Raw genomic sequence first — 26461 nt, forward strand, 5'->3', positions numbered from 1 at the left:
ACCTCACCGGCGCCACAGCGGCAGCAGCCTGACCGGGACGTCCTCGCCCACCAGCCGGAGCGGGTCGAGGTAGACCTTGCCCCGCCGCCATCCCCAGTGCAGGCACGCGGCGGGGTAGCAGTGCGAGAACGGCACGACCAGCCAGCCCACGCGCTCACCTGCCCGCACCACGTCTCCGGGGCGCACCGAGGCGGCCACCGGCTCGTAGGTGGTCCTCGTCTCGCCGTGGTCCACCACGACGACCCGCTTGCCGCCGATCGAGCCGGCGAAGCTCACCCGCCCGGGCAGCGCCGCCCGGACCGGCTGGGCCGGGCTGCCCAGCAGGTCCACTCCCCGGTGCCCCGAGCCGTAGACCAGCTCCGGCGGGTCGAACGCCCTGACCAGCGCAGGCTCCGGAGCCAGAGGCCACGTGCCCACCGGATCGGCGGCGGCGGGCAGAGCGGCCCGTGCCCCACCGGCACCGGGGTGCGGGGTCACGGCCACCAGGATCGCAGCGACGAGGATGACGAGACGGATTCGCACCATCAAGCCAGCCTTGAGCAGGACGCGGCACCGGGCGGGCGGCGTTGCCCGGGACTGTGGAACAACCCTGGAGATGGACGCAGAAACCGTCGGTGTGCACGTGCGGCGGCCCGGGCGCTGCGATTTCCCCGGGCGTGGCGAGGTGGCCTACTCTGTCAGGAGCAGCTCACCCGAGCTGACTTCGCACGCTTGCAGACCACGCCGGAGTCGTCTTCCTAGACTCCGACCACCCGTGGGCGACGATCCTCGGTTCCAGCTCCCGCAAGGGAAGTGGATGGGATCGCGCGTGAGCGTCAGGGCCTGCGGCACCCGCCGCCGGCAGCAAACCGCAAACATGCAGGAGCCACCAGGCTCCCCGCTCCTCGGAGCCGGGGTCTCGGAGCTCCGCACTGAACATGGAGATCCACATGGCAGTCGTCACCATGCGCCAGCTTCTCGAGAGCGGCGTCCACTTCGGGCACCAGACCCGTCGTTGGAACCCCAAGATGAAGCGCTTCATCATGACCGAGCGCAACGGCATCTACATCATCGACCTGCAGCAGTCGCTGGCCTACATCGACCGTTCCTACGCCTTCATCAAGGAGGTCGTCTCCAAGGGCGGCACCGTGATGTTCGTGGGCACCAAGAAGCAGGCGCAGGAGGCCATCGCCGAGCAGGCCACCCGCGTCGGCATGCCCTACGTCAACCAGCGCTGGCTCGGTGGCATGCTCACCAACTTCCAGACCGTGCACCAGCGGATCAACCGCCTCAAGGAGCTCGACGAGATCGACTTCGACGACGTGGCCGGCAGCAGCCGCACCAAGAAGGAGCTGCTGCAGATGCGCCGCGAGCGCGACAAGCTCAACAAGTCGCTGGGCGGTATCCGCGAGATGACCCGGACCCCCTCCGCGGTGTGGATCGTCGACACCAACAAGGAGCACCTCGCCGTCGAGGAGGCGCGCAAGCTGCGCATCCCGATCGTGGGCATCCTGGACTCCAACTGCGACCCCGACGTCGTCGACTTCCCGATCCCGGGCAACGACGACGCGATCCGCGCGGTCGGCCTGCTGACCCGCGTGGTCGCCGACGCCGTCGCCGAGGGCCTGATCGCCCGCTCCGGCGCCAAGACCGGTGCCGAGTCCGGTGCCGCGGCCAGCGAGCCCCTCGCCGAGTGGGAGCGCGAGCTGCTCTCCGGTGAGGCCGAGAAGGCCGCCGTCGAGGCGACCGGTGGCGACTCCGCGACCGACGCTCCGGCTTCCGAGTCGACCGGTGCCGCCGCCGAGGCGCCCGCCGCCGACGCTGTCGCCGAGGCTGCCCAGGAGGCCCCCGTTGCTGAGGCCCCTGCTGCCGAGGCCCCTGCTGCTGAGGCCCCCGTTGCTGAGGCCCCCGCTGCCGAGGCGCCTGCCGAGGACGCCGCCGAGAAGAACTGACGTCCGCGTCAGTCCTCCGACTACCCCCAGAACTCAAGGAAGTAGAACATGGCTAACTTCTCCGCAGCCGACGTCAAGAAGCTCCGTGAGCTGACCAGCGCCGGCATGATGGACTGCAAGAAGGCGCTCACCGAGACCGACGGCGACTTCGACAAGGCGATCGAGCTGCTTCGCGTCAAGGGCGCGGCGAAGGCCGCGAGCCGGGCCGCCGAGCGCGAGACCAGCGCCGGCCTCGTCGCCCACCACGGTGGTGCGCTCATCGAGCTCAAGTCCGAGACCGACTTCGTGGCCAAGAACGAGGACTTCATCGCGGTCGCCAACCAGATCGTCGAGGCGGCTGACGCCGCCAAGGCCGGCGACCTCGAGACGCTCAAGGCCGTGTCGCTGGGCGACAAGACCGTCGGGGAGGTCGTGGAGAACCTGGCGATCACCATCGGCGAGAAGATCGAGCTCGGCCGGGTCGCCTACTTCGACGGGGACGTCGTGTCGTACATGCACAAGCGTGCCGCCGACCTGCCCCCTGCCGTGGGTGTCCTGATCGAGTACACCGGCGACAACGCGGACGCTGCTCGCGGTGCCGCGATGCAGGTCGCGGCCATGCGCCCGCAGTACCTCACCCGCGACGAGGTCCCCGCGGACATCGTCGCCAAGGAGCGCGAGATCGCCGAGGCGACCTCGCGTGAGGAGGGCAAGCCCGAGCAGGCGATCGCCAAGATCACCGAGGGTCGTCTGAACGGCTTCTTCAAGGACGTCGTCCTGCTCGAGCAGCCGTCGGTGACCGAGAACAAGAAGTCGGTCAAGACCGTCCTCGACGAGGCCGGCGTGACGCTGACGCGCTTCGCCCGCTTCGAGGTCGGCGCCTGACCTGAGTAGGGTTCGACCCAATTAGACGACGAGGAGGCCGGTTCGGTGGATCAGCACATGACCATCGGGCCGGTCTTCTCGCATCCTCGCCGCAACCCGGCGACGCGAAAGGATCTGGCGTGACCCTGTACTCCCGTGTCCTGATCAAGCTCTCCGGCGAGGTGTTCGGCGGCGGGCGGGTGGGCGTCGACCCCGATGTGGTCGCCAAGGTCGCGCGCGAGATAGCCGCCGTGGTCCGCGCCGGTGTCGGCGTCTCGATCGTGGTCGGCGGTGGCAACTTCTTCCGCGGCGCCGAGATGCAGCAGCGCGGCATGGACCGCGCCCGCGCCGACTACATGGGCATGCTCGGCACCGTGATGAACTGCCTGGCCCTCCAGGACTTCCTGGAGAAGGAGGGCATCGAGACCCGGGTGCAGACCGCCATCACCATGGGTCAGGTGGCCGAGCCCTACATTCCGCGGCGCGCCATCCGGCACCTCGAGAAGGGCCGCGTCGTCATCTTCGGCGCCGGGGCGGGCATGCCGTTCTTCTCCACCGACACCGTGGCGGCTCAGCGAGCGCTGGAGACCCGCTGCGAGGTCGTGCTGATGGCCAAGCAGGGTGTGGACGGCGTCTACACCGCCGACCCCCGCATCGACCCCACGGCCACCAAGCTCGACACGCTGTCCTTCTCCGACGCCCTGCGCCAGGGCCTCAAGGTGGCCGACGCGACCGCGTTCGCGCTGTGCATGGAGAACAACATGCCGCTCATCGTCTTCGGCATGGAGGACGAGGGTGCGATCCTGCGCATCGTGCAGGGTGAGAAGATTGGCACGCTGGTGAGCACCGAGGGCTGAGCCCTCTGCGCCACCTCCCACAGCACCACGACGACGCATCCCGAGAGTAGGCAGCCGTGATCAACGACATCCTCCGCGAGACCGAGGGCAAGATGGGCAAGTCGGTGGAGTCCACCCGAGAGGACTTCTCGACCATCCGTGCCGGTCGCGCCAACCCCAGCATGTTCAGCAAGATCGTGGTGGACTACTACGGGTCCCCGACGCCGCTGCAGTCGCTGGCCACCTTCACCTCGCAGGACGCCCGGGTGATCCTCATCGCGCCCTTCGACATCAGCGCCATGGACGCCATCGAGCGTGCGGTCCGGGACTCGGACCTGGGCGTCAACCCCTCCAACGACGGTCGGGTGCTGCGCTGCGCGTTCCCTGAGCTGACCGAGGAGCGCCGCAAGGAGTACATCAAGCTCGCGAAGGGCAAGGCCGAGGACGGCCGGGTCTCGGTGCGCAACGTGCGTCGTACCGCCAAGCAGCAGCTCGAGAAGCTCGAGAAGGACGGCGAGGTGGGCAAGGACGACGTCTCGGGCGCGGAGAAGCGACTGGACGCGATGACCAAGACCCACACCGACCAGATCGACGAGATGCTGAAGAAGAAGGAAGCCGAGCTGCTCGAGGTCTGAGCTACCCACTTCTATGACGACCCCCTCACCCACGTCCGACGTGCCCCAGAAGGACCACGGGCGCGCCGGTCGCAACCTCCCGGCAGCGGTCGCTTCCGCCGTCGTGCTGCTCGGCATGGTCGCCGGGACCCTGTACTTCTGGAAGACCGCCTTCATCGTCGTCGTGGCGGTCGCGGTGCTGGTGGGGGTGTGGGAGCTGCGCCGCGGCTTCCTGGTCAAGGACATCGACCTCCCCGAGCAGCCGCTGATGCTCGGCGGGGTCGTGATGGTCGCGGTGGCCTACTTCGGGGGAGCGGCCGCGCTCGTCACGGCCACGGCGGTGACGGCGCTGGCCGTCATGCTGTGGCTGTTGCGGCGAGGGGTCGAGGGGTACGTCCGGACCGCGACGGCCTCGGTCTTCGTGCTGGTCTACCTGCCGTTCCTGGCCTCGTTCGTGGGGCTGATGCTCTCCGAGGGCGGGACCAGCGACTTCGACCGGTGGGACGAGGGCGTGAAGGGGATCGTGGTCTTCATCCTCGTCACCGTCGCCTCGGACACCGGCGGCTACGTCGCGGGGGTGCTGTTCGGCAAGCACCCGATGGCGCCGGTCATCTCGCCCAAGAAGTCCTGGGAGGGCTTCGCGGGCTCGGCTGTGGCCTGTGTGGCGGCCGGGTGGTTCCTGGTGACCGTCCTGCTCGAGGGCGACGCCTGGGTCGGGGTGCTGCTGGGCCTGATCACCGTGGTGATGGCCACCCTCGGTGACCTCGTCGAGTCGGTGATCAAGCGCGATCTCGGGATCAAGGACATGTCGCACGTGATCCCCGGGCACGGCGGGCTGATGGACCGGCTGGACTCGCTGCTCGCCACCATCGCGCCGACCTGGCTGCTGCTGCACTACCTCGTCTTCTAGCCTGCCCTGGGCAGTGGCCGGTGCCGCGCACCGGAACGTCGCGCCGCGGCCGGGGGTGCTGCCCCCTACGATGAGGCGCATGAGTTCACCGGAGTCCCCGACCCGCCCGGAGACCGAGGCGGCTGCCCGTCGCCTGGACTGGTGGCACCGCAGCCACCCGACCTTCGCCGCGCTCACCGGGTTCTTCGCCGGCATGCTCTTCGTGACAGCCGTCCCGGGTGGGTTCGTCAGCGTGCTGCGGCTGATGCTGCCCTACGAGGACGCGGAGAGGCTGTTCCCGCTCGTCGCGATCGGGCTGGTCGTGCCCATCGCCATGCTGGCGCGCCGCAAGACCCGGCGCTTCGGGATCTTCATGGCCATCGGCATGGTCCTCACCGCGCTCGTGGTGCTCGGCGTCGCCTCGCTGGTTCTCTACTTCATGGTCCGCCAAGACGCCTGAGGTGAGCCCGCGACTCGGCGCTGGTGGGGGTGGGGTGGGATGATTGACCAGCCATGCCTGATGACCAGATCGAGTCCCCCGTCTCCTGCCCCTCGTCTTCGACGAGCCGCGCGGGCGCAAGAAGCCGCCCCGCCACCTGGCCGACCTGGACGAGGACGGCCGCAAGGAGCTGCTGACCTCGCTGGGTCTCCCGGGCTTCCGGGCCAGGCAGCTCTCCACCCACTACTTCGGCAGGCTGGTCGACGACCCGGCCCTGATGACTGACCTTCCGGCGCTGCAGCGCGACGAGCTGGTGGCCGCGCTGCTCCCGCCGCTGATGACCGCGCTGCGCACCCAGGAGGCGGACAAGGGCGCGACCCGCAAGACGCTGTGGAAGCTGTTCGACGGTGCGCTGGTGGAGTCGGTGCTGATGCGCTACCCGGACCGGGCCACGGTGTGCGTGTCCAGCCAGGCCGGGTGCGGCATGGCGTGTCCTTTCTGCGCGACCGGTCAGGGCGGGCTGCAGCGCAACATGTCCACCGCCGAGATCGTGGAGCAGGTGGTCGCCGCGGCGCGCAGCCTGGCTCGCGACGAGGTCCCCGGTGGCGTCGGCCGGGTCTCCAACGTGGTCTTCATGGGCATGGGGGAGCCGCTGGCCAACTACAAGGCCGTGATCGGCGCGGTACGACGGCTGACTGACCCGTCGCCGGCGGGCCTGGGCATGAGCGCGCGGGGCATCACCGTGTCGACCGTGGGCCTGGTGCCGCGGATCAACCAGCTCGCCCAGGAGGGCATCCCCGTCACCCTGGCACTGTCGCTGCACGCCCCCGACGACGAGCTGCGCAACGAGCTGGTGCCGATCAACACCCGCTTCTCGGTCGCGCAGACCGTCGAGGCGGCCTGGAACTACGCCCGCACCACCAAGCGGCGGGTCTCCATCGAGTACGCCATGATGCGCGGCATCAACGACCAGGGGCATCGTGCCGACCTGCTCGGCGACGTGCTGAACTCCTACGGGGACTGGGGCTGGGTGCACGTCAACCTGATTCCCCTCAACCCGACGCCCGGGTCCAAGTGGACCGCCTCGGACCCCCGCGACGAGCGGGAGTTCGTCCGTCGGCTGGAGGCCAAGGGCATCCCGACCACGGTGCGCGACACCCGGGGGCGGGAGATCGACGGCGCCTGCGGGCAGCTGGCCGCCTCCGAGTGAGCTGCCGACCGCGGCTCACCGGTGGCTGAGGACCAGAGCAGCGGCCTCTTCCACGTCCTCCACCAGGTGCACGTGCGGCTCCATCGGTCGCCCGCGCGCCAGCGCCTGCAGCAGCGGCCACGCCGGCACGGTCTGCGTCCAGTGCTCTCGACCCACCAGGACCATGGGCGCGGTCGAGGACTCATCGGCGTAGTAGTTCTCGCAGCCGTCCTGGAACACCTCCTGCACCGTGCCCGCGGCGCCGGGGAGGAACACGATGCCGGCCGAGCAGATCTCCAGCAGGATCGCCTCCCGGGTCGCGTTGCGGAAGTACTTGGCGATCGCCGTGCCGAACGCGTTCGGCGGCTCGTGCCCGTAGTGCCAGGTCGGGATCCCCAGGGTGTCGGCGCCGGCCGGGTGGCGTGCGAGCACCTCGAAGGCCGCCCTGACCCAGGCGTCGGTGTCGGGACGGAACGAGGGGGTGGCCGACAGCACGGCGACGGCTTCGTCGAGGCTCTCCGCGGGCTGCCCGGCCAGGTAGCCGCCGAGGTTGGCGGCCTCCATGGCGCCCGGGCCGCCCCCGGTCGCCACCACGTACGAGCCACCGAGCGCGTGCCCCAGGCGGGAGGCCGCGGCGTACTCGGGCTCGCCGCGCAGGACCGCGTGGCCGCCCATCACGCCGACCAGGCGCCGACCCTGGATCCAGTCGGCGAGCGCGGCGTCGATGGCGTGGTCGTGCAGCGCCTGCGCCAGGTCGGGGTCCGCGCCCCGGGACCAGGCGTAGGCGCGCGCGTCCAGCGAGTCCTGGTAGTCGGGAGTGTCGTAGAGCTCGCGGGCCGAGTACAGGTGCGAACGGTAGGAGTCGACCGGTGACCCGGGCACCGCAGGGAAGACGATGGCGCCCCGCGCACGCAGCGACTGCTCGGTGCTGGCGGACAGGACGCACCCCAGGAAGAGAGCACCGGCCACGTCGCACGCCGACAGGGCCGCGCCGTACGGGGTGAGGTCGAGTCCCCGGAGCCGCCAGCCCGTCAGCGAGCGGGCGCCGGCGGCCAGGCGCCACTCGAGCTCCGCGACGGAATCCACCTCGACGACCCGCCCCCGTGTGTGCCTCACCCGGCAGAACCTAGCCGAGGGGCCGGTCAGAAGGCCTGGGCCGTCACCTGCGCGAACAGCTCCTGCTCGTCCACCTCGAGCCCGCGGGCACGGAACCAGGTGCAGATGTTGGTGCAGTCGCGGAGCAGGAAGTCCAGCCCTGGGCGTTGCCCGCCAGGTCCACCACCTGCGGGAGGTCGATCACCACCAGCCGGTCGCCCGCAGCCAGGATGTTGTAGGCGGACAGGTCGCCGTGCGCCACCCCGGCAACGGCGAGCGTCGTCACCACGCCCACCAGCTGCTCGTAGTAGTGCGCCAGCAGTGGCGACGGCGGCCGGGTCTGGGCGAGGCGCGGAGCCGTCTCGCCGTCGTGGGTGATCCACTCCATCAGGATCTCGGTGCCGTGGATCTGCACGGGATAGGGGACCGGCACGCCCAGCTCCCACAGTTGCTTCAGCGCAGTCCATTCCGCCGCCGCCCACTCACCGGCTGCCACGGCCCGTCCCCAGGTGGACTTGCGCTTGAGTGCCCTGGTGTCCCGCGACCGCTTCGTGGCCCGGCCCTCGGCGTAGTCGGCGGCGCGGTGGAAGGTGCGATGAGTGGTGTCGCGGTAGCGCTTGGCGGCCATCACGACCCCTGCCCGGGGCTCGTGCGGGTCGGCGCGCTCGAGGAGGAAGACGTCTGCCTCCTTCCCCGTCTTGAGGATGCCGAGCTCGGTGTCGACAGCCCCTGCGAGGTCACGACCCAGTCGGGCCGTGGCTCGGGACCGCGCATGAGGGGTTCCACGTCGAGCCAGGTGGACCAGCGCTGCGCCGGGTCCCGCAGCTCGTCGTAGGCGTGGAAGTCGAAGACGAAGCGGGGGTCGAGGTCGCGGGAAGGGTCTCGATCAGGTGTCTCTGGGAACTGCAGTGGCATGGGAGGCGCTCCAGCTGGGTGCGAGAAGGCGGTCTGTGGACAGGCCGGTGACAGTCGTGGCCATGTCGTGCCTCCTCTCGTGCAGCGGGCGCGGACGCACCTCACGAGACGATCCTGGACCCTGCCGGGGTCAGCGGCAACGCATTTTCCCCGCCGTGCGCTCAGGCGGCGCGCGAGGAGGTGAGCGGGACCCGCAGGCTCACCGCGTTGTCCCAGCTGTCGTCCACGTGGACGACGTTGCGTCCGGCCCGGTGCAGCAGGCTGGCCGCGATGCCTGCCCGGTAGCCGCTGTGACAGTAGACCCACAGCTCCCCGGGCGGGAGGTCGCGGGAGCGCTGCTCGACCTGGTGCAGCGCGATGTTCACCGCGCCCGGCACGTGGGCCAGCTCGAACTCCTCCGCGTCGCGGACGTCGACCAGCGTGGCCCCGGCCGGCGCTGTGCCGTGCTCGGCCCAGGTGCGGCGCCGGTGGTAGGGGTCGGGTCGCAGCGTGGGCTCGGGGTCCAGGGTGTGCACGGGAACTCCTTCGATGCCGATGCGTTCGAGGTCCCGGACCGCGCAGGACAGCTGCTCGGGGGAGTCCGAGACGAGCGCGAGCTCGGCGTACGACGGCTTGAGCCAGCCGAGCCAGGTGGCGAACGAGGCGCCGTGCTCGACGTTGACCGACCCGGACAGATGACCCCGGGCGTAGGCGGCCCGGTCGCGCAGGTCCACCAGCCAGCCGCCCCGGCTCAGCACTCCGTGCAGGTCGTCCGCCGCCAGCACAGCGCCGGTGCGTCGCGGGTCGGTGTCGGTGCAGCCGCGGTTGAGCCGGGTCAGGCGTGGGAAGTGGGCGGGGACCGGGCCGAAGCCGGCCACGAGCTGCTCGACGAACTCCTCGCGGGGGAGCCGGAAGACCGGGTTACGCGCGATCTCCTCGGCCAGGACGAGCGGGGTGTCGCCGAGGGCGACCGCGCCCCGGGCCACGCACCGGCTGCCCTGCCCGTGCGAGGGATGGAGCGTGGTGTCGGGGTCCAGACGGTGCAGGGCGCGCACCCCTGACCACTGTGCGCGAGCCAGGTGGCGGACCAGCAGGGGGTCACAGAGGTCGGTCCGTCCGACGCTGCCCGGGACCAGGCTCCCGCCGGTGAACAGCGCCGCCGGACCGCTGTCCCCGGTGACCAGGAAGGCCTGGTGGTGCAGGGTGTGGCCAGGGGTGGCCAGCACCTCCACGCGGAGCGAGCCGACGTCGAGCACGTCCCCGTCCTGCACCGGCTGACGGTCCCGCTCCACCCGTTCGTCGGCGCTGAGCAGGTACGGCGCGCCGTGGCGCCGGGCCAGGAGGGCGGCGCCGGAGACGTAGTCGTGGTGCACGTGGGTGTCGGCGACCGCCGCGATCTGCAGCGCCGCCAGCTCGGCGGCCTCCTCGACCAGCTCGACGTCGCGCGGCGGGTCCACGACCAGTGCCTGGGAGCCGTCGTGGACCAGGTGGGTGAGGTTGCCAAGCTCAGGTATCCCGATGGTCATCACGTGCATGCCTGCCCCTAAGTCGAGTGAATTACTCATATTAAACCACGACGAGCGGCTGAATGGGGCTGGTCGCCCCCGTCTCCGGACGCTAGGTTCACGTGCATGAGGCGTCCCGTGGCACGAGTGCAGCACCGCAGCCTGGCTGCCATCCCGCTGGTCCTGCTGCTGGCGGCCGGCTCGCCCGCCGCCGCGGTCCCCGACGCTCGGGAGGCGCCCGGTCGGGGTGCTCCCGGTGTGGGCGACCCCTACTTCCCGTTGGACGGCAACGGCGGCATCGACGTCCTGCACTACGACGTGAGGGCTCGCTACGACTTCGACTCGGCTCGGCTCCGCGGTCGCACCACTGTGACCATCAGTCCCACCGCGGACCTCTCCCGGTTCAACCTCGACCTGCTCCTGCCGGTCACCGAGGTCACGGTGGACGGGGTTGAGGCGAAGCACCGCCGGGCCAAGGGCCACGAGCTGGTCATCACCCCGGCCGAGCCGCTGGTGACGGGCACGCAGGTCGAGGTGACGGTCTCCTACGCCGGAAAGCCGGGAGGGCGCCGGTACGCCGGGGAGGGCAACTGGCTGGCCGACGACCAGGAGGTCGTCACGATGAACGAGCCGCACATGGCGCCGTGGTGGTTCCCGGCCAACGACCACCCCACGGACAAGGCGACCTACGACATCGCGATCCGGGTGCCCCGGGGGATGCAGGTGGTGGCCAACGGGCAGCTGGTGGGCCGGGTCCAGCGCCGGGGGAGCACGACGTGGAAGTGGCACGCCGCCGAACCGATGGCCTCCTATCTCGCCTACTTCGCAGCCGGCAGGTTCCAGATCGACCGTGGGGTGCGCAACGGACGCCCCTGGCTGGTCGCCGCATCCCGTCGGCTCCCCGCCCCGGCGCGCCGGACCTCGATGCGCATGCTGCGCCGCACCCCGGCCGTGGTGGAGTGGCTGGAGTCCCAGCTGGGGCCGTACCCCTTCTCCACCACCGGCGGCCTGGTGACCGGGCTGAACCCGGGGTTCGCGCTGGAGAACCAGACTCGCCCCACCTATCCGGCACTGGGGCGCGGCAGCACCTCTCTGCTCGTGCACGAGCTGGCGCACCAGTGGTTCGGCGACAGCGTGTCCGTGGGCCGCTGGCGCGACATCTGGCTCAACGAGGGCGCCGCCACCTTCATGGAGGTGCGTCACGACGAGCTGGCCCGCGGCCGGTCGGCGCAGCAGTGGCTGGTCCAGTGGCACCAGGCCATGAAGCCCGAGGACCCCTTGTGGGACGTGGTGGTCGCAGACCCGGGCCGGGACGACATCTTCGCCTCGGCCGTCTACGGGCGCGGCGCGATGACGTTGCAGGCGCTGCGCACCCGGGTCGGGGACGAGGTCTTCTGGCGCCTGCTGCGCACGTGGCTGGAGAGCCGCAAGAACGGCAACGGCACCTCCGAGGACTTCGAGGCGCTCGCCGCGCAGCTCAGCGGGCAGGACCTGACCGGGTTCTTCACCGCTTGGCTGAGGAGTCCGCAGAAGCCCGCCGCGACACCGGAGAACGGGCTGGGATGAGTGCCGCGGCCGGGCACCGCGCGAGGGGGTGCCGTGGACTCGGTCGCGGCGCTTCGCGACGATGGTCGCCATGAGCTACCGCACGGAGTACCAGCAGTCCATCTCAGACCCGGAGACCTTCTGGGGCACGCAGGCCGCGCTGGTCGACTGGTTCCGCAAGCCCCGCCGGGTGCTGGACGACGACCAGCCCCCGTTCTACCGCTGGTTCCCCGACGCCACGCTCAACACCTGCTACAACGCGCTCGACCGGCACGTGGCCAAGGGAGCGGCCGACCGGACCGCGATCATCTACGACTCCCCGGTCACCGGCGTCCAGCAACGGATCTCCTACGCCGAGCTGCTGGCCGACGTGGCCGCGTTCGCCGGGGTCCTGCGCCACCTCGGCGTGGAGAAGGGCGACCGGGTCGTCATCTACATGCCGATGATCCCGGAGGCGGTCGTGGGCATGCTGGCCTGCGCCAGGCTCGGTGCCGTCCACTCAGTGGTCTTCGGCGGCTTCGCCCCGCACGAGCTGGCCGTCCGCATCGACGACGCCGCGCCGAAGGTGGTGCTCACCGCCAGCTGCGGCATCGAGCCCAGCCGGGTGGTGGAGTACAAGCCGTTGCTCGACCGCGCCCTCGAGCTCGCGGACCACGCCCCCGGCGCCGTGGTGGTCAAGCAGCGCCCGCAGGCGCAGGCGTCGCTGGTCGAGCACCGGGACCTCGACTGGGACCTGGCCATGCGCGCGGGGCGCACCAACCCCGCCGAGTGCGTCGAGGTCGCGGCCACCGACCCGCTCTACGTCCTCTACACCTCCGGCACCACCGGCAAGCCCAAGGGCATCGTGCGGGACAACGGCGGACACGCGGTCGCGATGGCCTGGTCCCTGCCCGCCGTCTACGGATGCGGCGCGGGGGACGTCTGGTGGGCCGCCTCCGACGTCGGCTGGGTGGTCGGCCACTCCTACATCGTCTACGCACCCCTGATCAACGGGGCCACCACCGTGCTCTACGAGGGCAAGCCCGTCGGTACGCCGGATCCCGGGGCCTTCTGGCGGGTCATCGCCGAGCACGGGGTCAAGGCGCTGCTCACCGCGCCCACGGCGATCCGCGCGATCCGCAAGCAGGACCCGGACGCGGCCCTGCTGGCCGAGCACGACACCTCGGGCCTGCAGACCCTCTTCCTGGCCGGGGAGCGGCTGGACCCCGACACCCTGGAGTGGGCGGGGGAGAAGCTCGGGGTCCCGGTGGTGGACAACTGGTGGCAGACCGAGACCGGCTGGCCGATCGCGGCGAACCTGCGCGGGCTGGAGCCGATGCCGATCAAGCCCGGTTCGCCGACCGTGCCGGTGCCCGGCTTCGACGTGGCCGTGCTGGGGCCCGACGGCGTCCCGGTCGAGGCCGGCACCGAGGGGGCGATCTGCCTGAGGCTGCCGCTACCGCCGGGCACGCTGGCGACCCTGTGGCGCGACGACGAGCGCTTCGTCTCCTCCTACCTCTCGGCCTTCGAGGGGTACTACCTCTCCGGGGACGGTGGATTCCTCGACTCCGACGGCTACCTCTACGTGATGGGCCGCACCGACGACGTGATCAACGTGGCCGGCCACCGGCTCTCGACCGGGTCGATGGAGGAGGTCATCTCCCGGCACCCGGCGGTCGCCGAATGTGCGGTGATCGGCGTGGCGGACCAGCTCAAGGGCCAGCTGCCCCGGGCCTTCGTGGTCCTCAAGGCGGGCGTGCAGGCCGAACCCGACCAGATTCGCGACGAGCTGGTGGCCATGGTGCGTGACCAGATCGGCGCGGTCGCCGCCTTCCGCGAGGTTGCGGTGGTTGAGGGCCTGCCCAAGACCCGCAGCGGCAAGATCCTGCGCGCCACGATGCGCCAGATCGCCGACGGTCAGCAGGCGCGGGTGCCCTCCACCATCGAGGACGAGACCGTCCTGGACTCGCTCCGTCCCACCCTGCGAGGCCAGGGCTGACCAGAGCGGAGGCACACGGGACCTGAGAGACTCCCGGGGTGAAGCGACGCGACGTGGTCATCCTCGGCAGCACCGGTTCGATCGGCACCCAGGCGCTCGACATCGTGCGGGCCCACCCCGAGCGCTTCCGGGTGGTCGGGCTCACCGCCGGGGGAAGCAATCTCGCGCTGTTCGAGGCCCAGGTGGCGGAGTTCGCTCCGCAGTTCTCCGGGCTGGGCGAGGAGGCCTCCGTCGCGGCCGCCGCCCGGGGCTGCGACGTGGTGCTCAACGCCGTCACCGGCGCGGTGGGGCTGCGGCCGACCCTGGCGGCGCTCGAGGCGGGCAACGTGCTGGCGCTGGCCAACAAGGAGTCGCTGGTGATGGGCGGGGAGGTGGTGACCCGGAAGGCGGGTGAGGGGCAGCTGGTTCCCGTGGACTCCGAGCACTCCGCTCTGGCGCAGTGCCTGCGCTCGGGGCGCGCCGACGAGGTGCGCCGGCTGGTGCTCACCGCCTCCGGAGGTCCCTTCCGGGGACGCACCCGCGAGGAGCTCGCCGGCGTCACGGTGGCCGAGGCCCTGAACCACCCCACCTGGGACATGGGGCCGGTGGTGACCATCAACTCCGCCACCCTGCTCAACAAGGGCCTGGAGGTGATCGAGGCGCACCTGCTGTTCGACATCGACTACGACGACATCAAGGTCACCGTCCATCCCACCAGCGTGGTGCACTCCATGGTCGAGTTCGTCGACGGCTCGACGATCGCGCAGGCGAGCCCTCCGACCATGCTGATCCCGATCGCGCTCGGCCTCGGCTGGCCCGACCGGGTCCCGCACACCGCGCCCGCAGTGGACTGGACCAGCGACCAGCGCTGGGAGTTCTTCCCCCTGGACGATGCCGCGTTCCCTGCCGTCGCCCTGGCCCGCGAGGCAGGCCGACGGGGCGGTACGGCGCCCGCGGTCTACAACGCGGCCAACGAGGTGTGCGTGCAGGCGTTCCGCCACGGCCAGATCGGGTTCCTCGACATCATCGACACGGTTTCGGCCGCGGTGACCGCGCACGGCGTACCCTCGAAGGGCGAGGACCTGGGCGTGGACGACATCCTGGCCGCCGACGCCTGGGCTCGCGACGAGGCGCACCGTCTCGTGTCCACCATCGACCCTCCGGAGAGTCCGAACGCATGACCGCTCTGCTCTATCTCCTCGGAGTGCTCGCCTTCGTGCTGGCGATCCTGGTCTCCATCGGCCTGCACGAGCTCGGGCACCTGATCCCGGCCAAGGCCTTCGGCGGCAAGGTCACCCAGTACTTCATCGGCTTCGGGCCGACGGTCTGGAGCAAGCAGGTCGGGGAGACCGAGTACGGCGTCAAGGCGATTCCCCTGGGCGGCTACGTCAAGATCGTGGGCATGCTGCCGCCCGGCGCCGAGGACCTGGCGGAGCCCGCCGGCTTCGACGAGAACGGGGCCCCGCTGTTCAAGGTCCGCCAGTCCAACACCGGCATGTTCACCCAGCTCATCTCCGACGCCCGCAGCGCGGAGTGGGAGCTGATCGAGCCCGGTGACGAGGAGCGGCTGTTCTACCGGATGCCCTGGTGGAAGAAGGTCGTGGTGATGGCCGGGGGTCCGACGGTCAACATCCTCATCGCCCTGGCCATCTTCGCGCCCGTGTTCGCCACCTACGGCAACCCCTCGGACCAGCGCGCCGAACCGGTCGTGGCCGACGTCAGCGCCTGTGTGGTGCCGGCGTCCGAGGACCAGCGCGAGTGCCGCAGCGACGACCCCGTCGCCCCGGCGTACGCCGCGGGGATCCGGGCCGGTGACGAGCTGGTCTCGTTCAACGGGGTGCAGATCACCGACTGGGAGATGCTGCAGGACCTGATCCGGGGCAACGCCGACGGCCGGGCCGAGATCGTGATCCGCCGCGACGGTGCCGAGCAGACCGTGGTCGCCACCACCACCGTCACCGCCCGGCCCACCTCCGCCGAGGACACCACGCCCGTCCAGGTGGGCTTCCTCGGGGTCACGCCCGAGGTGGACAACGTCACCGGTGGGCTCGGCTACACGCTCGGTCAGATGGGCGGCATGACCGTGGACACGCTGCGGGCCATGGTGCACCTGCCGCAGAAGGTCTGGGGGGTCGCGAAGGCGATCGTGGGCCTGGAGGAGCGCGACCCGCTGAGCCCGGTCTCGATCGTCGGCGGCGGCCGGCTCGCCGGGGAGGCGGTCTCCAACGAGATCGCGCCGGGGGTCGACAAGGCCGTCTACCTGCTGATGCTGGTGGCCGGCTTCAACTTCTTCATCGGCATGTTCAACTTCCTGCCGCTGCTGCCGCTGGACGGCGGCCACATCGCCGGGGCGCTGTACGAGGCCGCGCGCCGGGCGCTGGCCCGCCTGCGCCGTCGTCCCGACCCGGGGCACTTCGACACCGCCAAGCTCTTGCCGGTGGCCTACGTCGTCGGTTCGGCGCTGCTGGTGATGGGCATGGTGCTCATCGTGGGCGACCTCGTCGTGCCGCTCAGTCTCACCGGATGAGGGCTGTCGGGGACGGCGAAGTAACCTTGCAGTCATGACTGCCATCGGGCTGGGCATGCCCGCGCTCCCGCCTCCGGTCCTCGCTCCCCGACGACAGACCCGCCAGATCCAGGTCGGCTCCGTGGGGGTGGGCAGCGACCACCCGATCTCGGTGCAGTCGATGACCACCACCCTGACCTCCGACGTCAACACCACGCTGCAGCAGATCGCCGAGCTGACCGCCGCCGGGTGCGACATCGTGCGGGTCGCGTGCCCGAGCCAGGACGACGCGGACGCGCTGCCCGAGATCGCCCAGCACTCCCAGATCCCGGTGATCGCCGACATCCACTTCCAGCCGAAGTACGTCTACGCGGCGATCGACGCCGGCTGTGCCGCGGTGCGCGTCAACCCGGGCAACATCCGCCAGTTCGACGACCAGGTCAAGCAGATCGCACGCGCCGCCAAGGACCGCGGGACCTCCATCCGGATCGGCGTCAACGCCGGGTCGCTGGACAAGCGCCTGCTGGAGAAGTACGGCCGGGCCACCCCGGAGGCCCTGGTGGAGTCGGCCGTGTGGGAGGCCGGCCTGTTCGAGGAGCACGACTTCCACGACTTCAAGATCTCGGTGAAGCACAACGACCCGGTCGTGATGGTGGCGGCCTACGAGATGCTCGCCGAGCGCGGCGACTGGCCGCTGCACCTCGGCGTCACCGAGGCCGGCCCGGCGTTCCAGGGGACGATCAAGTCCGCCACCGCGTTCGGAGCCCTGCTCAGCCGCGGCATCGGCGACACCATCCGCGTCTCGCTCTCGGCCCCGCCGGTGGAGGAGATCAAGGTCGGCCTGCAGATCCTGCAGTCGCTGAACCTGCGCGAGCGCCGGCTCGAGATCGTCTCCTGCCCCAGCTGCGGCCGCGCCCAGGTCGACGTCTACACGTTGGCCGAGCAGGTCACCGCGGGGCTGGAGGGCCTCGAGGTGCCGTTGCGGGTGGCCGTCATGGGGTGCGTGGTCAACGGACCTGGAGAGGCACGGGAGGCAGACCTCGGCGTGGCCTCGGGCAACGGCAAGGGGCAGATCTTCGTCAAGGGCGAGGTCATCAAGACCGTGCCGGAGTCCCAGATCGTGGAGACCCTCATCGAGGAGGCTCTGCGCATCGCCGAAGGCATGGAGCCCGTCGACGGTGCGGCGCCCTCCGTCAACGTCTCCTGACTGCCGGCGGTGGCACTGCTCGGACTAGGCTCGCGGCCGTGACCACCGACGAGCTCCGCGTCCTCGGCGCCGCCGACCTGGTGGAGTTCCTGGCCCTCGCGGACGCCGACCCCGTGGTCAACGTCTTCGCCGACCACCGGGCGCGGACCACCGGGCTGGACCCGCGATGGCTCGGCGGGGAGGTCTGGGGGCGCTTCGTCTCGGGCCGGCTGGTGGCTGCCTGCCACGCCGGCGCCAACCTGGTGCCGGTCCAGTGCGACCAGGAGTCCGCGGCCCGGTTCGCCGAGCGCGCGGTCCAGGTGGGGCGCCGGGCCAGCACCATCGTGGGGCCGGACGCGGCCGTGCGTCAGATCTGGCGGACGATCGACGGTGCCTGGGGTGCCGCGCGTGAGGAGCGGTGGCTCCAGCCTCACCTCGAGATCGCCGGTGATCCCCTCGTCGATCCCGATCCCGGTGTCCGCAACACCACGCGGGAGGACCTCGCAGCGCTCTACCCGGCGTGCGTGGCGATGTACACCGAGGAGGTCGGGGTCTCACCCGAGGCCACCGGCGGGGCAGAGCTCTACCGAGCCAGGATCCAGCAGCTGATCGCGCGACAGTGGTCCTTCGCCCGGTTCGACGACGCGGGCGAGGTGATCTTCAAGGCGGAGGTGGCGTGCGTGTCGCCGTACGCCGCCCAGGTGCAGGGCGTCTTCGTCCCACCGCACCGCCGGGGCGAGGGACTGGCCACCCACGGCATGGCGGCGGTGGTGGAGCACGTGCGACGCAGCATCGCGCCGGTCGTCTCGCTCTACCTCAACGACTGGAACCACCCGGCCCGCACGGCCTACGAGCGTGTGGGATTCACCGAGAGCGCCAGGTTCGCCACCATCATGTTCTAGGGGCACGTCCGGTTCGTCGCACGCCTCGACGCGCCAGTAGCCTGACCCCCATGATCCTGCGGATGTCCCAGCTCTTCCTGCGCACGCTCCGAGACGACCCGGCTGACGCGGAGGTGCCCAGCCACCGGCTGCTGCTCCGCGCGGGCTACATCCGCCGCGTGGCCCCGGGCATCTACACCTGGCTGCCGCTGGGGCTGCGGGTGCTGCGCCGCATCGAGGGGGTCATCCGGGAGGAGATGGACGCGATCGGCGCCCAGGAGGTGCTCTTCCCCGCGCTCCTGCCCAAGGAGCCCTACGAGGCCACCAACCGGTGGACCGAGTACGGCGACAACATCTTCCGGCTCACCGACCGCAAGGGCGGTGAGTACCTGCTGGGTCCCACCCACGAGGAGATGTTCACCCTGGTGGTCAAGGACCTGTACTCCTCCTACAAGGACCTGCCGCTCTCGATCTACCAGATCCAGACCAAGTATCGCGACGAGGCGCGGCCCCGCGCTGGTCTGCTGCGGGGCCGGGAGTTCGTGATGAAGGACTCCTACTCCTTCGACGTCGACGACGCCGGACTGGAGGCCGCCTACCAGCGGCACCGTGACGCCTACATCAGGATCTTCGACCGGCTCGGGTTCGACTACGTCATCGTCCGGGCGACCAGCGGCGCGATGGGCGGTTCGCGCTCGGAGGAGTTCCTGGCGCGTACCGACGTGGGGGAGGACACCTACGTGCGGTGCACCCACTGCGACTACGCGGCCAACGTCGAGGCGGTCACGGTCCGGGCGCCGGAGCCCGTGGCCCACGACGGGGTGCCGCCGGCGCACGCCGAGGACACCCCGGCCACGCCCACGATCGCCACCCTGGTGGACCACCTGAACGCGCAGTACCCCCGCCAGGACCGCCCGTGGCACGCTGGAGACACCCTCAAGAACGTGCTCGTGGTGCTCAAGCACCCCGACGGCACCCGGGAGCCCCTGGCGATCGGCCTGCCCGGGGACCGCGAGGTCGACCAGAAGCGGCTGGAGGGCCAGCTCGAGCCCATCGAGGTCGAGGCCATGGACGAGGCTGAGATGCGCAAGCACCCGACGCTGGTCAAGGGCTACATCGGCCCCGGGGTGCTCGGCGAGGAGTCCGCCTCCGGCATCCGGTACCTGGTCGACCCGCGCGTGGTCGAGGGCACCCGGTGGGTCACCGGCGCCGACGCCGAGGGTCGCCACGTCATCGACCTGGTGGCAGGTCGGGACTTCACCCCGGACGGCACCATCGAGGCGGCCGAGGTGCGCGACGGCGACGAGTGCCCGGCATGTGCCGAGGGCTCCCTGGAGTCGGCGCGGGGCGTGGAGATGGGGCACATCTTCCAGCTCGGCCGCAAGTACGCCGAGGCGCTGGACCTGAAGGTGCTCGACGAGAACGGCAAGCTGGTCACCGTCACCATGGGCTCGTACGGAATCGGTCCCTCCCGGGCGGTGGCGGCGATCGCCGAGAACACCCTCGACGCCTCGGGGCTGTGCTGGCCGCGTGAGGTGTCCCCGGCCGACGTACACGTCGTGGCTGCGGGCAAGGACCCCGCGGTGTTCGCCGCGGCTGAGCAGCTCTGTGCCGACCTGACGGCCCAGGGGCTGGACGTGATCTACGACGACCGGGCCGGCAAGATCAGCCCCGGGGTGAAGTTCAAGGACGCCGAGCTCATCGGCGTTCCCACCCTGGTCACGGTCGGGCGGGGGCTGGCCGACGGCACCGTCGAGGTGCGGGACCGGGGCAGCGACGACCGGGTCGAGGTGCCGGTGGCGGAGGCGGCCGGTCGTATCGTCGCGGCGGTCCGAGCCTGACGGGATTGTTGCGGGTTTACGCACTGCAAGAACATGCAGGCGACAAGCCGTTACTCCGGTCGGTTCTCTGCTGCATACTCATGTCAGTGAAGTGATCCTCGACCCAGGTTGAACTCCACGACGGACTGCTGCTGACCAGTCCACCAGGGCCCGCTGGCTCGGCTTTCTGGGGAAGATCTCGGGACTTCCCCAAGGAGTCGAGACCGCGGGCCTTCGGGCTTTTCCGGGCCCCTGTCCTCGCGCGAGTGCTGCGCCTACAGCTCGTCGGCCCCGGGGAACGACGCGGGTCGAGCGCCCCAGGCAAGCTCGGCCAGGGCGGTCTCGCCCAGGGCGCTGATGGCCCAGCGGCGCAACCGGCCCTCGCTCTGGCTCACCAGCTGGGCGTAGGCCCCCGCGCACTGCTGCTCGAGCTCGAGTCCGGCCGCCCCCACCGCGGCCGGCGACCCGAGGGCGGGCAGGTGGTAGGCACTCGCGGCGGGAGTCGGCTCGACGCCTCGCCGCCGCAGGGCCGAGGCCACGTCGTCGCGCCGTTCCCGGTGCACGGCGTACCGGGCGGTGATCAGGCCGTGCCGCGCAGGCTCGGCGGTCAACGACGTCTGGCCGCCCAGCAGGCCATAGAGCTGGACGGCGGCGTGCTCCAGGCTCAGCACCGCCTGCAGGGCGCTCGAGGTCGCCCCCGAGGTCGTCTCCGAGGTTGTCATGGACTCACCGTGGCGGCCGCCGCGCTCGCCAGGTGCTGGTCGACCCCGGCGCTCATGCACGCCAGGACCCGGGCGAACCGGCCACTGCGGGCCTCAGCCGCGCTGGCGCGCAACCACGCGGCATGCCGGCCCTCGGCCGACTGCATCCGGGTGAGGGCGCGGCGGGGAGCCGGTGGCACCGAGGGCGCCGGGGACGGGCTGGCCGAGGAGGTGTCCTCGGCCGGGTCCAGCAGTGCCAGGTGGTCGGCGTGCATCAGGTCGAAGGGGCTCAGGGCCGGCGCGAGTGAGGGGTGGACGGCGATGGTGTCGCCGAGCATCGTCCGCAGCGAGAGCGTCCTGGCCAGGACGGCCGCGAGGAGAGCGGAGTCGGGGTCCGGGGGAGGGGGCTTGGTGCTGGCCGAGCCCTCGACATCGCATCCCGTGAGCAGGGCGCCCGCCCCCAGGGCGGCGACGAGCACGGCACGTCTGGACGGGGCGAGCTGATACTCCGACACCGGACAACCCTACCGAGCCCCGGACGCTCCACGCGCCAGCGCCCGGACTCTGCCTCGGGGGTCGCTCGGGGCTATGGTGGGCGCCGACAACAGCACACGGAGGTCGACACATGAGCCAGGCCAGGAACGACGCCACTCGGAGCCGCATCGAAGCGGAGATCGCCGGCCCCCTGAGTGCGCTCGGTCTCGACGTCGAGGCTGTCGAGCTCACGCCGGCAGGCAAGCGCCGCGTGCTCCGCATCGCCGTGGACAAGGACGGCGGGGTGAACCTCGACGACGTGACCGAGGCGACCCGCGAGATCTCCGGGGTTCTCGACGACTCCGACGTGATGGGGGAGATGCCCTTCCTCCTCGAGGTGACCTCCCGGGGGGTGGACCGGCCGCTGACGCTGCCGCGGCACTGGCGACGCAACCAGGACCGCCTGGTGCGCGTCACCCTCGCCGAGGGCGAGCCCGTCACCGGGCGCATCCAGCAGCACGACGACGAGTCGGTGTCCCTCGAGGTCGAGGGAGCAACGGTGCGGATCGCCTACGCCGACATCGCCAAGGCGCTGGTGCAGGTGGAGTTCAACCGCAGGAAGCAGGACGAGGGCCAGGACCCTGACGTGCACGAGGACATGCACGAGGACACGCACGAGGACATGCACGGGGACGAGAACGAGGACGAGGACGACTGATGGACATCGACCTGAGCATCCTGAGGATGCTGGAACGCGAGAAGGAGATCTCCTTCGACGTGCTCGTCGAGGCGATCGAGCAGGCGCTTCTCACCGCCTACCACAAGACCCCCGGAGCCCAGGAGCGCGCCAGGGTGACGCTGGACCGGAAGAACGGGCACGTCTCGGTGCTGGCCGCCGAGCTCGATGCCGAGGGCAACGTGGTGGCGGAGTACGAGGACACCCCGGACGGCTTCGGCCGCATCGCCGCGACCACGGCGAAGCAGATCATGCTGCAACGGCTCCGGGACGCGGAGGACGACCTGCGGTTCGGCGAGTTCGCCGGACGCGAGGGCGACATCGTCTCGGGCGTCATCCAGCAGGGACACAACCCCGACGACGTGATGGTCGACCTCGGCAAGCTCGAGGCCGTCCTGCCGGTGAGCGAACGCGTCCCCGGCGAGGTCTACGCGCACGGCACCCGCATCAAGTGCCTCGTGGTCTCGGTGCGCAAGGGGATGCGGGGCCCACAGATCACCCTGTCCCGGACGCACCCGAGCCTGGTGAAGAAGCTGTTCGCCCTCGAGGTTCCCGAGATCGCCGACGGCACGGTGGAGATCGCGGCCATCGCGCGCGAAGCGGGACACCGCTCCAAGATCGCCGTCCACTCCACGGTCGCGGGGGTGAACGCCAAGGGTGCCTGCATCGGGCCGATGGGTCAGCGGGTGCGCAACGTGATGGCGGAGCTGCACGGCGAGAAGATCGACATCGTGGACTGGTCGGACGAGCCCGCCGAGTTCGTGGCCCACGCGCTCTCCCCGGCGCGGGTGACCTCGGTGGAGGTGCTGGACGCCGCTGCCCGTTCCTGCCGTGTCGTGGTCCCGGACTTCCAGCTCTCGCTGGCCATCGGCAAGGAGGGGCAGAACGCCCGCCTGGCGGCTCGGCTGACCGGCTGGCGCATCGACATCCGCTCCGACGAGCCCGACGAGGACTGAGCCTGGTCCCGGCTGCGCGCCCGCGGTGCGCTCCCGGTTCGGAATTACCTGGCAGCACCCGCTAAGGTTGAGTCAGTGGCACGTGCAACGCTCTCCCCAGTCCTCAGCCCCATCAGGACCTGCGTGGGATGCCGGAAGCGGGCCACGAAGAGCGAGTTGTTGCGCGTGGTGGCAGGCAAGGGGCCAGACGGTCTTCCGGCCGTCGTCCCTGATCCCACCGCCACGTCACCAGGTCGCGGGGCGCACCTGCACCCCACGCCCGAGTGCTATGAACTCGCGGTGCGACGCCGAGCTTTCACCCGGGCCCTCAGGGTCCGCGAGGGGCTCGCCGCCACACCGCTGGGGGAGTACCTCACCGCTCACCCACCAAGATCGACACCATGATCGACACCGTGATCGACCGACCAGAAACTGGAGCAGGCAGCTCATGAGCACTCGATGAGTACTTTCCGATGAGCCAGCACCACAACTAACGGTCCGAAAAACATCCCTTCGGGGCTCGGGCCAGAAGGAGCAGCGTTCTAACGTGGCCAAGACCCGAGTCCACGAACTCGCCAAGGAGTTCGGAGTCGAGAGCAAGTTCGTTCTCGAGAAGCTGAAGGAGATGGGGGAGTTCGTCAAGTCGGCATCGTCGACCGTCGAGCCCCCTGTCGAGATGCGCTTCAAGAAGCAGTACGGCGCCGAGCTGAAGAGCTCCGCGTCCTCAGCCCCGGCAGCGGAGCAGACCGCGGCGGCACCTGCCGCCAAGCCCGGCCCCAAGCCCGCGCCCCGTCCCGTGGAGACCGCACCGGTCGTCCAGGACGTCGCGCCCGTCGTCGAGGCAGCCGCTCCAGCGGCCGCCCCCGCAGCTGCGCCCGCCGCCGCTGAGGCGCCGTCCCCGGCCCCCGCCCGCCCGGGTCCCAAGCCCGGTCCCAAGGCCAAGCCGACCCCGGAGCCGAAGCCGGAGCCGGAGCCGCAGGCTCCCGTCGCGCCCGAAGCCCCGACCGCCGAGGCGCCCGCCGCGGCAGCGCCGAAGGCCGCGTCCCCGGCTGCGCCGAAGGCTCCCACGCCCGCTCCGCGGCCCGTGGGCAAGCCCGGTGCGCCTCGCCCCGGCAACAACCCGTTCGCCCCGAGCCAGGGCATGGGCCGCCGTCCGGCTGCTCCTGCCGCGCCCGCCGCGGCGCCCGGCGACGAGCAGCGTCCCCCGAGGCCGCCGGCCTCCCGCGAAGGCGGTGCCCCCGCGGCCCGTCCCGGGATGCCGCGACCCAACCCGGCGATGATGCCCAAGTCCCCCTCATCCTTCGGTCGTGGCCCCGGTGGCCCCGGCGGCGGTCCTGGTGGACCGGGCGGACGCGGTGGTGCCCCGGGCGTCCCGGCGCCCCGTCCCGTGGTGGAGCCCCGGGCCGTCCCGGTGCCGGTGCGCCTGCAGGCGGCCGTCCCGGTGGCTTCGGTCCGCCGGCCAGCGGCCGTCCGGGCCAGCGCCCGGGCCAGCGTGGCCAGACCCAGGGTGCCTTCGGGCGTCCCGGTGGTCCGTCGCGTCGCGGCCGCAAGTCCAAGCGCGCCCGTCGCCAGGAGTTCGAGGCCATGGAGGCCCCGACCATCGGCGGCGTGCGCGTCCGCAAGGGCAACGGGGAGACCGTCCGTCTCCCCCGCGGTGCCTCGCTGACCGACTTCGCCGAGCGCATCAACGTCGACGCAGCAGCTCTGGTGCAGATGCTCTTCTCGCTGGGCGAGATGGTCACCGCCACCCAGTCCGTGGGTGACGAGACCTTCGAGCTGATCGGCGAGGAGCTCAACTACGTCGTCCAGATCGTCTCTCCCGAGGACGAGGACCGCGAGCTGCTGGAGTCCTTCGACCTGGAGTTCGGCTCCGACGAGGGCGACGAGTCCGACCTGGTCATCCGACCGCCGGTCGTCACCGTCATGGGTCACGTCGACCACGGAAAGACCAAGCTCCTCGACGCGCTGCGCAACGCCAACGTCGTCGCCAAGGAGGCCGGTGGCATCACCCAGCACATCGGTGCCTACCAGGTCCACACCGAGGTCGACGGCGTCGACCGCCGGATCACCTTCATCGACACCCCCGGTCACGAGGCGTTCACCGCCATGCGTGCCCGTGGTGCGCAGGCCACCGACATCGCGATCCTCGTGGTCGCGGCGGACGACGGCGTCATGCCCCAGACGGTCGAGGCGCTCAACCACGCCAAGGCTGCCGGAGTGCCGGTCGTGGTCGCGGTCAACAAGATCGACAAGCCGGACGCGGACCCGACCAAGGTCCGTGGCCAGCTGACCGAGTACGGCCTCATCCCCGAGGAGTACGGCGGCGACTCGATGTTCGTCGACGTCTCGGCCAAGTCCGGGCTCAACCTGGACAAGCTCCTGGAGGCGGTCGTGCTGACCGCCGACGCGTCCCTGGACCTGCGGGCCAACCCCACCCAGGACGCCCAGGGCCTCGTGGTCGAGGCGCACCTGGACCGCGGTCGCGGCCCGGTCGCCACGGTGCTGGTCCAGCGCGGCACCCTGCGGGTCGGCGACTCGATCGTGGCCGGTCCGGCACACGGCCGGGTCCGGGCCATGCTCGACGAGTTCGGCAACGAGATCACCGAGGCAGACCCGGCACGTCCGGCGATGGTCCTCGGCCTCAGTGCCGTGCCGGGTGCGGGTCAGAACTTCATCGTGGTCGACGACGACCGCATGGCCCGCCAGATCGCCGAGAAGCGCGAGGCGCGCGAGCGTGCGGCCATGCAGGCCAAGCGTCGCGTCCGTCGTACCCTCGAGGACTTCATGGCCTCCATGGAGAAGGGCGAGAGCCAGGAGCTCAACCTCATCCTCAAGGGTGACGTGTCCGGCTCGGTCGAGGCCCTCGAGGACTCGCTGGCCCAGATCGACGTCGGCGACGAGGTCACCCTGCGGGTCATCGACCGCGGTGTCGGTGCGATCACCGAGACCAACGTCGACCTGGCCGCTGCGTCCGACGCCATCATCATCGGCTTCAACGTCCGGCCCCAGGGCAAGGCGGCTCAGATGGCCGACAAGGAAGGTGTCGAGATTCGCTACTACTCGGTCATCTACCAGGCGATCGAGGAGATCGAGGCGGCGCTCAAGGGCCTGCTCAAGCCGGAGTACGAAGAGGCCGTCCTGGGTCAGGCGGAGATCCGCGAGATCTTCCGCTCCTCCAAGGCGGGCAACATCGCCGGCTGCATGGTCACCTCGGGGACCGTCCGCCGCAACGCCAAGGTGCGCATCCTGCGCGACGGCAAGACCGTGGCTGACAACCTCGACCTGGCCTCGCTCAAGCGGGAGAAGGACGACGCCTCCGAGGTCCGCGAGGGCTTCGAGTGTGGTCTGGTGCTCAAGAACTTCCAGGACATCAAGATCGGCGATGTCGTGGAGTCCTTCGAGATGCGCGAGATCCCGCGCTCCTGAAAGTAACCCCCGTCGAGTCGGCGCCGGCCGCAAGGCTGGCGCCGACTCGGCATTTTCAC

At 70.8% G+C, this 26461-nt stretch carries 23 protein-coding genes and 1 pseudogene; 18 read left to right on the top strand and 6 right to left on the bottom strand.

Features of this window, described 5'->3' with window-relative positions:
• Positions 1-3: 3 nt before the first annotated feature.
• Positions 4-525, bottom strand: a complete 522-nt coding sequence (locus C0R66_RS06760; RefSeq protein ID WP_101524057.1) for a M23 family metallopeptidase — start codon at positions 523-525, stop codon at positions 4-6.
• Between the two features lie 404 nt (positions 526-929).
• On the opposite strand from C0R66_RS06760, the gene rpsB reads away from it, so the two are divergent.
• From rpsB to rlmN, 7 genes are all read left to right on the top strand, one after another.
• The gene (gene rpsB / locus C0R66_RS06765; protein ID WP_101524058.1) at positions 930-1931 is read left to right on the top strand and encodes a 30S ribosomal protein S2; all 1002 of its coding nucleotides are present in this window, start codon (positions 930-932) and stop codon (positions 1929-1931) included.
• 48 nt (positions 1932-1979) lie between these two features.
• Positions 1980-2795, top strand: a complete 816-nt coding sequence (tsf, locus tag C0R66_RS06770; RefSeq protein WP_101524059.1) for a translation elongation factor Ts — start codon at positions 1980-1982, stop codon at positions 2793-2795.
• A gap of 119 nt (positions 2796-2914) precedes the next feature.
• On the top strand, positions 2915-3631 hold the full coding sequence (pyrH, locus tag C0R66_RS06775) for a UMP kinase (RefSeq protein ID WP_101524060.1): 717 nt from the start codon (positions 2915-2917) through the stop codon (positions 3629-3631).
• 59 nt (positions 3632-3690) lie between these two features.
• Positions 3691-4245 carry a ribosome recycling factor gene (gene frr, locus C0R66_RS06780; RefSeq protein WP_199286902.1) on the top strand — a complete coding sequence of 185 codons (555 nt, stop codon included), beginning with the start codon at positions 3691-3693 and terminating at the stop codon, positions 4243-4245.
• A 13-nt stretch (positions 4246-4258) separates the two neighbouring features.
• Positions 4259-5134, top strand: coding sequence for a phosphatidate cytidylyltransferase (locus tag C0R66_RS06785; RefSeq protein ID WP_101524062.1), 876 nt, complete (start codon positions 4259-4261; stop codon positions 5132-5134).
• 79 nt (positions 5135-5213) lie between these two features.
• Positions 5214-5573: a hypothetical protein gene (locus C0R66_RS06790; RefSeq protein ID WP_101524063.1), complete on the top strand. Its 360-nt coding sequence runs from the start codon at positions 5214-5216 to the stop codon at positions 5571-5573.
• An 85-nt stretch (positions 5574-5658) separates the two neighbouring features.
• Positions 5659-6762: a dual-specificity RNA methyltransferase RlmN gene (gene rlmN, locus C0R66_RS06795; protein ID WP_101524064.1), complete on the top strand. Its 1104-nt coding sequence runs from the start codon at positions 5659-5661 to the stop codon at positions 6760-6762.
• 15 nt (positions 6763-6777) lie between these two features.
• Here rlmN and C0R66_RS06800 read toward each other — a convergent pair whose 3' ends face one another.
• The 3 genes from C0R66_RS06800 to C0R66_RS06810 form a co-directional block, all read right to left on the bottom strand.
• A complete protein-coding gene (locus tag C0R66_RS06800; RefSeq protein ID WP_101524065.1) occupies positions 6778-7857 on the bottom strand; it encodes an LOG family protein in 1080 nt (359 codons plus the stop codon).
• 43 nt (positions 7858-7900) lie between these two features.
• The gene (locus C0R66_RS19360; RefSeq protein WP_241901603.1) at positions 7901-8464 is read right to left on the bottom strand and encodes an RIO1 family regulatory kinase/ATPase domain-containing protein; all 564 of its coding nucleotides are present in this window, start codon (positions 8462-8464) and stop codon (positions 7901-7903) included.
• Positions 8465-8912: 448 nt separating this feature from the next.
• Complete coding sequence (locus C0R66_RS06810) at positions 8913-10265, bottom strand: MBL fold metallo-hydrolase (protein ID WP_101524066.1); 1353 nt, start codon at positions 10263-10265, stop codon at positions 8913-8915.
• 96 nt (positions 10266-10361) lie between these two features.
• On the opposite strand from C0R66_RS06810, the gene C0R66_RS06815 reads away from it, so the two are divergent.
• The 7 genes from C0R66_RS06815 to C0R66_RS06845 all read left to right on the top strand — a co-directional run bounded on the left by C0R66_RS06815 (position 10362) and on the right by C0R66_RS06845 (position 20151).
• On the top strand, positions 10362-11801 hold the full coding sequence (locus tag C0R66_RS06815; RefSeq protein ID WP_101524067.1) for a M1 family metallopeptidase: 1440 nt from the start codon (positions 10362-10364) through the stop codon (positions 11799-11801).
• A gap of 70 nt (positions 11802-11871) precedes the next feature.
• The gene (locus tag C0R66_RS06820) at positions 11872-13758 is read left to right on the top strand and encodes a propionyl-CoA synthetase (RefSeq protein ID WP_199286843.1); all 1887 of its coding nucleotides are present in this window, start codon (positions 11872-11874) and stop codon (positions 13756-13758) included.
• 38 nt (positions 13759-13796) lie between these two features.
• Positions 13797-14918 (top strand): 1-deoxy-D-xylulose-5-phosphate reductoisomerase, encoded by a 1122-nt coding sequence (gene dxr, locus C0R66_RS06825; protein ID WP_101524068.1) that lies wholly within the window; start codon positions 13797-13799, stop codon positions 14916-14918.
• The gene (locus C0R66_RS06830) at positions 14915-16264 is read left to right on the top strand and encodes a M50 family metallopeptidase (RefSeq protein ID WP_101524069.1); all 1350 of its coding nucleotides are present in this window, start codon (positions 14915-14917) and stop codon (positions 16262-16264) included. Before dxr ends, C0R66_RS06830 begins: the two co-directional genes overlap by 4 nt.
• Before the next feature lie 34 nt (positions 16265-16298).
• On the top strand, positions 16299-17450 hold the full coding sequence (ispG, locus tag C0R66_RS06835) for a flavodoxin-dependent (E)-4-hydroxy-3-methylbut-2-enyl-diphosphate synthase (RefSeq protein WP_101524070.1): 1152 nt from the start codon (positions 16299-16301) through the stop codon (positions 17448-17450).
• A gap of 38 nt (positions 17451-17488) precedes the next feature.
• Positions 17489-18331 carry a GNAT family N-acetyltransferase gene (locus C0R66_RS06840; RefSeq protein WP_101524071.1) on the top strand — a complete coding sequence of 281 codons (843 nt, stop codon included), beginning with the start codon at positions 17489-17491 and terminating at the stop codon, positions 18329-18331.
• A gap of 50 nt (positions 18332-18381) precedes the next feature.
• Positions 18382-20151 carry a proline--tRNA ligase gene (locus C0R66_RS06845; protein ID WP_101524072.1) on the top strand — a complete coding sequence of 590 codons (1770 nt, stop codon included), beginning with the start codon at positions 18382-18384 and terminating at the stop codon, positions 20149-20151.
• A 254-nt stretch (positions 20152-20405) separates the two neighbouring features.
• On the opposite strand, the gene C0R66_RS06850 is transcribed toward C0R66_RS06845, so the two are convergent.
• Together C0R66_RS06850 and C0R66_RS06855 are read right to left on the bottom strand one after the other, a co-directional pair.
• Positions 20406-20852 carry a ferritin-like domain-containing protein gene (locus C0R66_RS06850; protein ID WP_101524073.1) on the bottom strand — a complete coding sequence of 149 codons (447 nt, stop codon included), beginning with the start codon at positions 20850-20852 and terminating at the stop codon, positions 20406-20408.
• On the bottom strand, positions 20849-21346 hold the full coding sequence (locus C0R66_RS06855; RefSeq protein WP_101524074.1) for a hypothetical protein: 498 nt from the start codon (positions 21344-21346) through the stop codon (positions 20849-20851). The genes C0R66_RS06850 and C0R66_RS06855 overlap by 4 nt, the downstream gene beginning before the upstream one ends.
• Positions 21347-21456: 110 nt before the next feature.
• On the opposite strand from C0R66_RS06855, the gene rimP reads away from it, so the two are divergent.
• The 4 genes and pseudogenes from rimP (at position 21457) to infB (ending at position 26402) form a co-directional block, all read left to right on the top strand.
• Positions 21457-22023, top strand: a complete 567-nt coding sequence (rimP, locus tag C0R66_RS06860) for a ribosome maturation factor RimP (RefSeq protein ID WP_101524075.1) — start codon at positions 21457-21459, stop codon at positions 22021-22023.
• Positions 22023-22997 carry a transcription termination factor NusA gene (gene nusA, locus C0R66_RS06865; protein WP_101524076.1) on the top strand — a complete coding sequence of 325 codons (975 nt, stop codon included), beginning with the start codon at positions 22023-22025 and terminating at the stop codon, positions 22995-22997. Before rimP ends, nusA begins: the two co-directional genes overlap by 1 nt.
• A 123-nt stretch (positions 22998-23120) precedes the next feature.
• Positions 23121-23381 carry a YlxR family protein gene (locus C0R66_RS06870; protein WP_275888072.1) on the top strand — a complete coding sequence of 87 codons (261 nt, stop codon included), beginning with the start codon at positions 23121-23123 and terminating at the stop codon, positions 23379-23381.
• Positions 23382-23523: 142 nt separating this feature from the next.
• Positions 23524-26402 (top strand): annotated as a pseudogene (infB, locus tag C0R66_RS06875) (translation initiation factor IF-2).
• The last annotated feature ends 59 nt before the right edge of the window (positions 26403-26461 follow it).

The sequence above is a fragment of the Nocardioides houyundeii genome (genome assembly GCF_002865585.1).
Classification (GTDB): domain Bacteria; phylum Actinomycetota; class Actinomycetes; order Propionibacteriales; family Nocardioidaceae; genus Nocardioides; species Nocardioides houyundeii.

Coding starts and splice junctions, on each gene's coding strand:
- C0R66_RS06810 (WP_101524066.1), bottom strand. CDS start 10,265: ATGCACGTGATGACCATCGGGATACCTGAGCTTGGCAACCTCACCCAC.
- C0R66_RS06820 (WP_199286843.1), top strand. CDS start 11,872: ATGAGCTACCGCACGGAGTACCAGCAGTCCATCTCAGACCCGGAGACC.
- tsf (WP_101524059.1), top strand. CDS start 1,980: ATGGCTAACTTCTCCGCAGCCGACGTCAAGAAGCTCCGTGAGCTGACC.
- C0R66_RS06790 (WP_101524063.1), top strand. CDS start 5,214: ATGAGTTCACCGGAGTCCCCGACCCGCCCGGAGACCGAGGCGGCTGCC.
- rimP (WP_101524075.1), top strand. CDS start 21,457: ATGAGCCAGGCCAGGAACGACGCCACTCGGAGCCGCATCGAAGCGGAG.
- ispG (WP_101524070.1), top strand. CDS start 16,299: ATGACTGCCATCGGGCTGGGCATGCCCGCGCTCCCGCCTCCGGTCCTC.
- nusA (WP_101524076.1), top strand. CDS start 22,023: ATGGACATCGACCTGAGCATCCTGAGGATGCTGGAACGCGAGAAGGAG.
- rpsB (WP_101524058.1), top strand. CDS start 930: ATGGCAGTCGTCACCATGCGCCAGCTTCTCGAGAGCGGCGTCCACTTC.
- C0R66_RS06850 (WP_101524073.1), bottom strand. CDS start 20,852: ATGACAACCTCGGAGACGACCTCGGGGGCGACCTCGAGCGCCCTGCAG.
- C0R66_RS06815 (WP_101524067.1), top strand. CDS start 10,362: ATGAGGCGTCCCGTGGCACGAGTGCAGCACCGCAGCCTGGCTGCCATC.
- C0R66_RS06845 (WP_101524072.1), top strand. CDS start 18,382: ATGATCCTGCGGATGTCCCAGCTCTTCCTGCGCACGCTCCGAGACGAC.
- C0R66_RS06760 (WP_101524057.1), bottom strand. CDS start 525: ATGGTGCGAATCCGTCTCGTCATCCTCGTCGCTGCGATCCTGGTGGCC.
- C0R66_RS06830 (WP_101524069.1), top strand. CDS start 14,915: ATGACCGCTCTGCTCTATCTCCTCGGAGTGCTCGCCTTCGTGCTGGCG.
- C0R66_RS19360 (WP_241901603.1), bottom strand. CDS start 8,464: ATGGCCGCCAAGCGCTACCGCGACACCACTCATCGCACCTTCCACCGC.
- C0R66_RS06785 (WP_101524062.1), top strand. CDS start 4,259: ATGACGACCCCCTCACCCACGTCCGACGTGCCCCAGAAGGACCACGGG.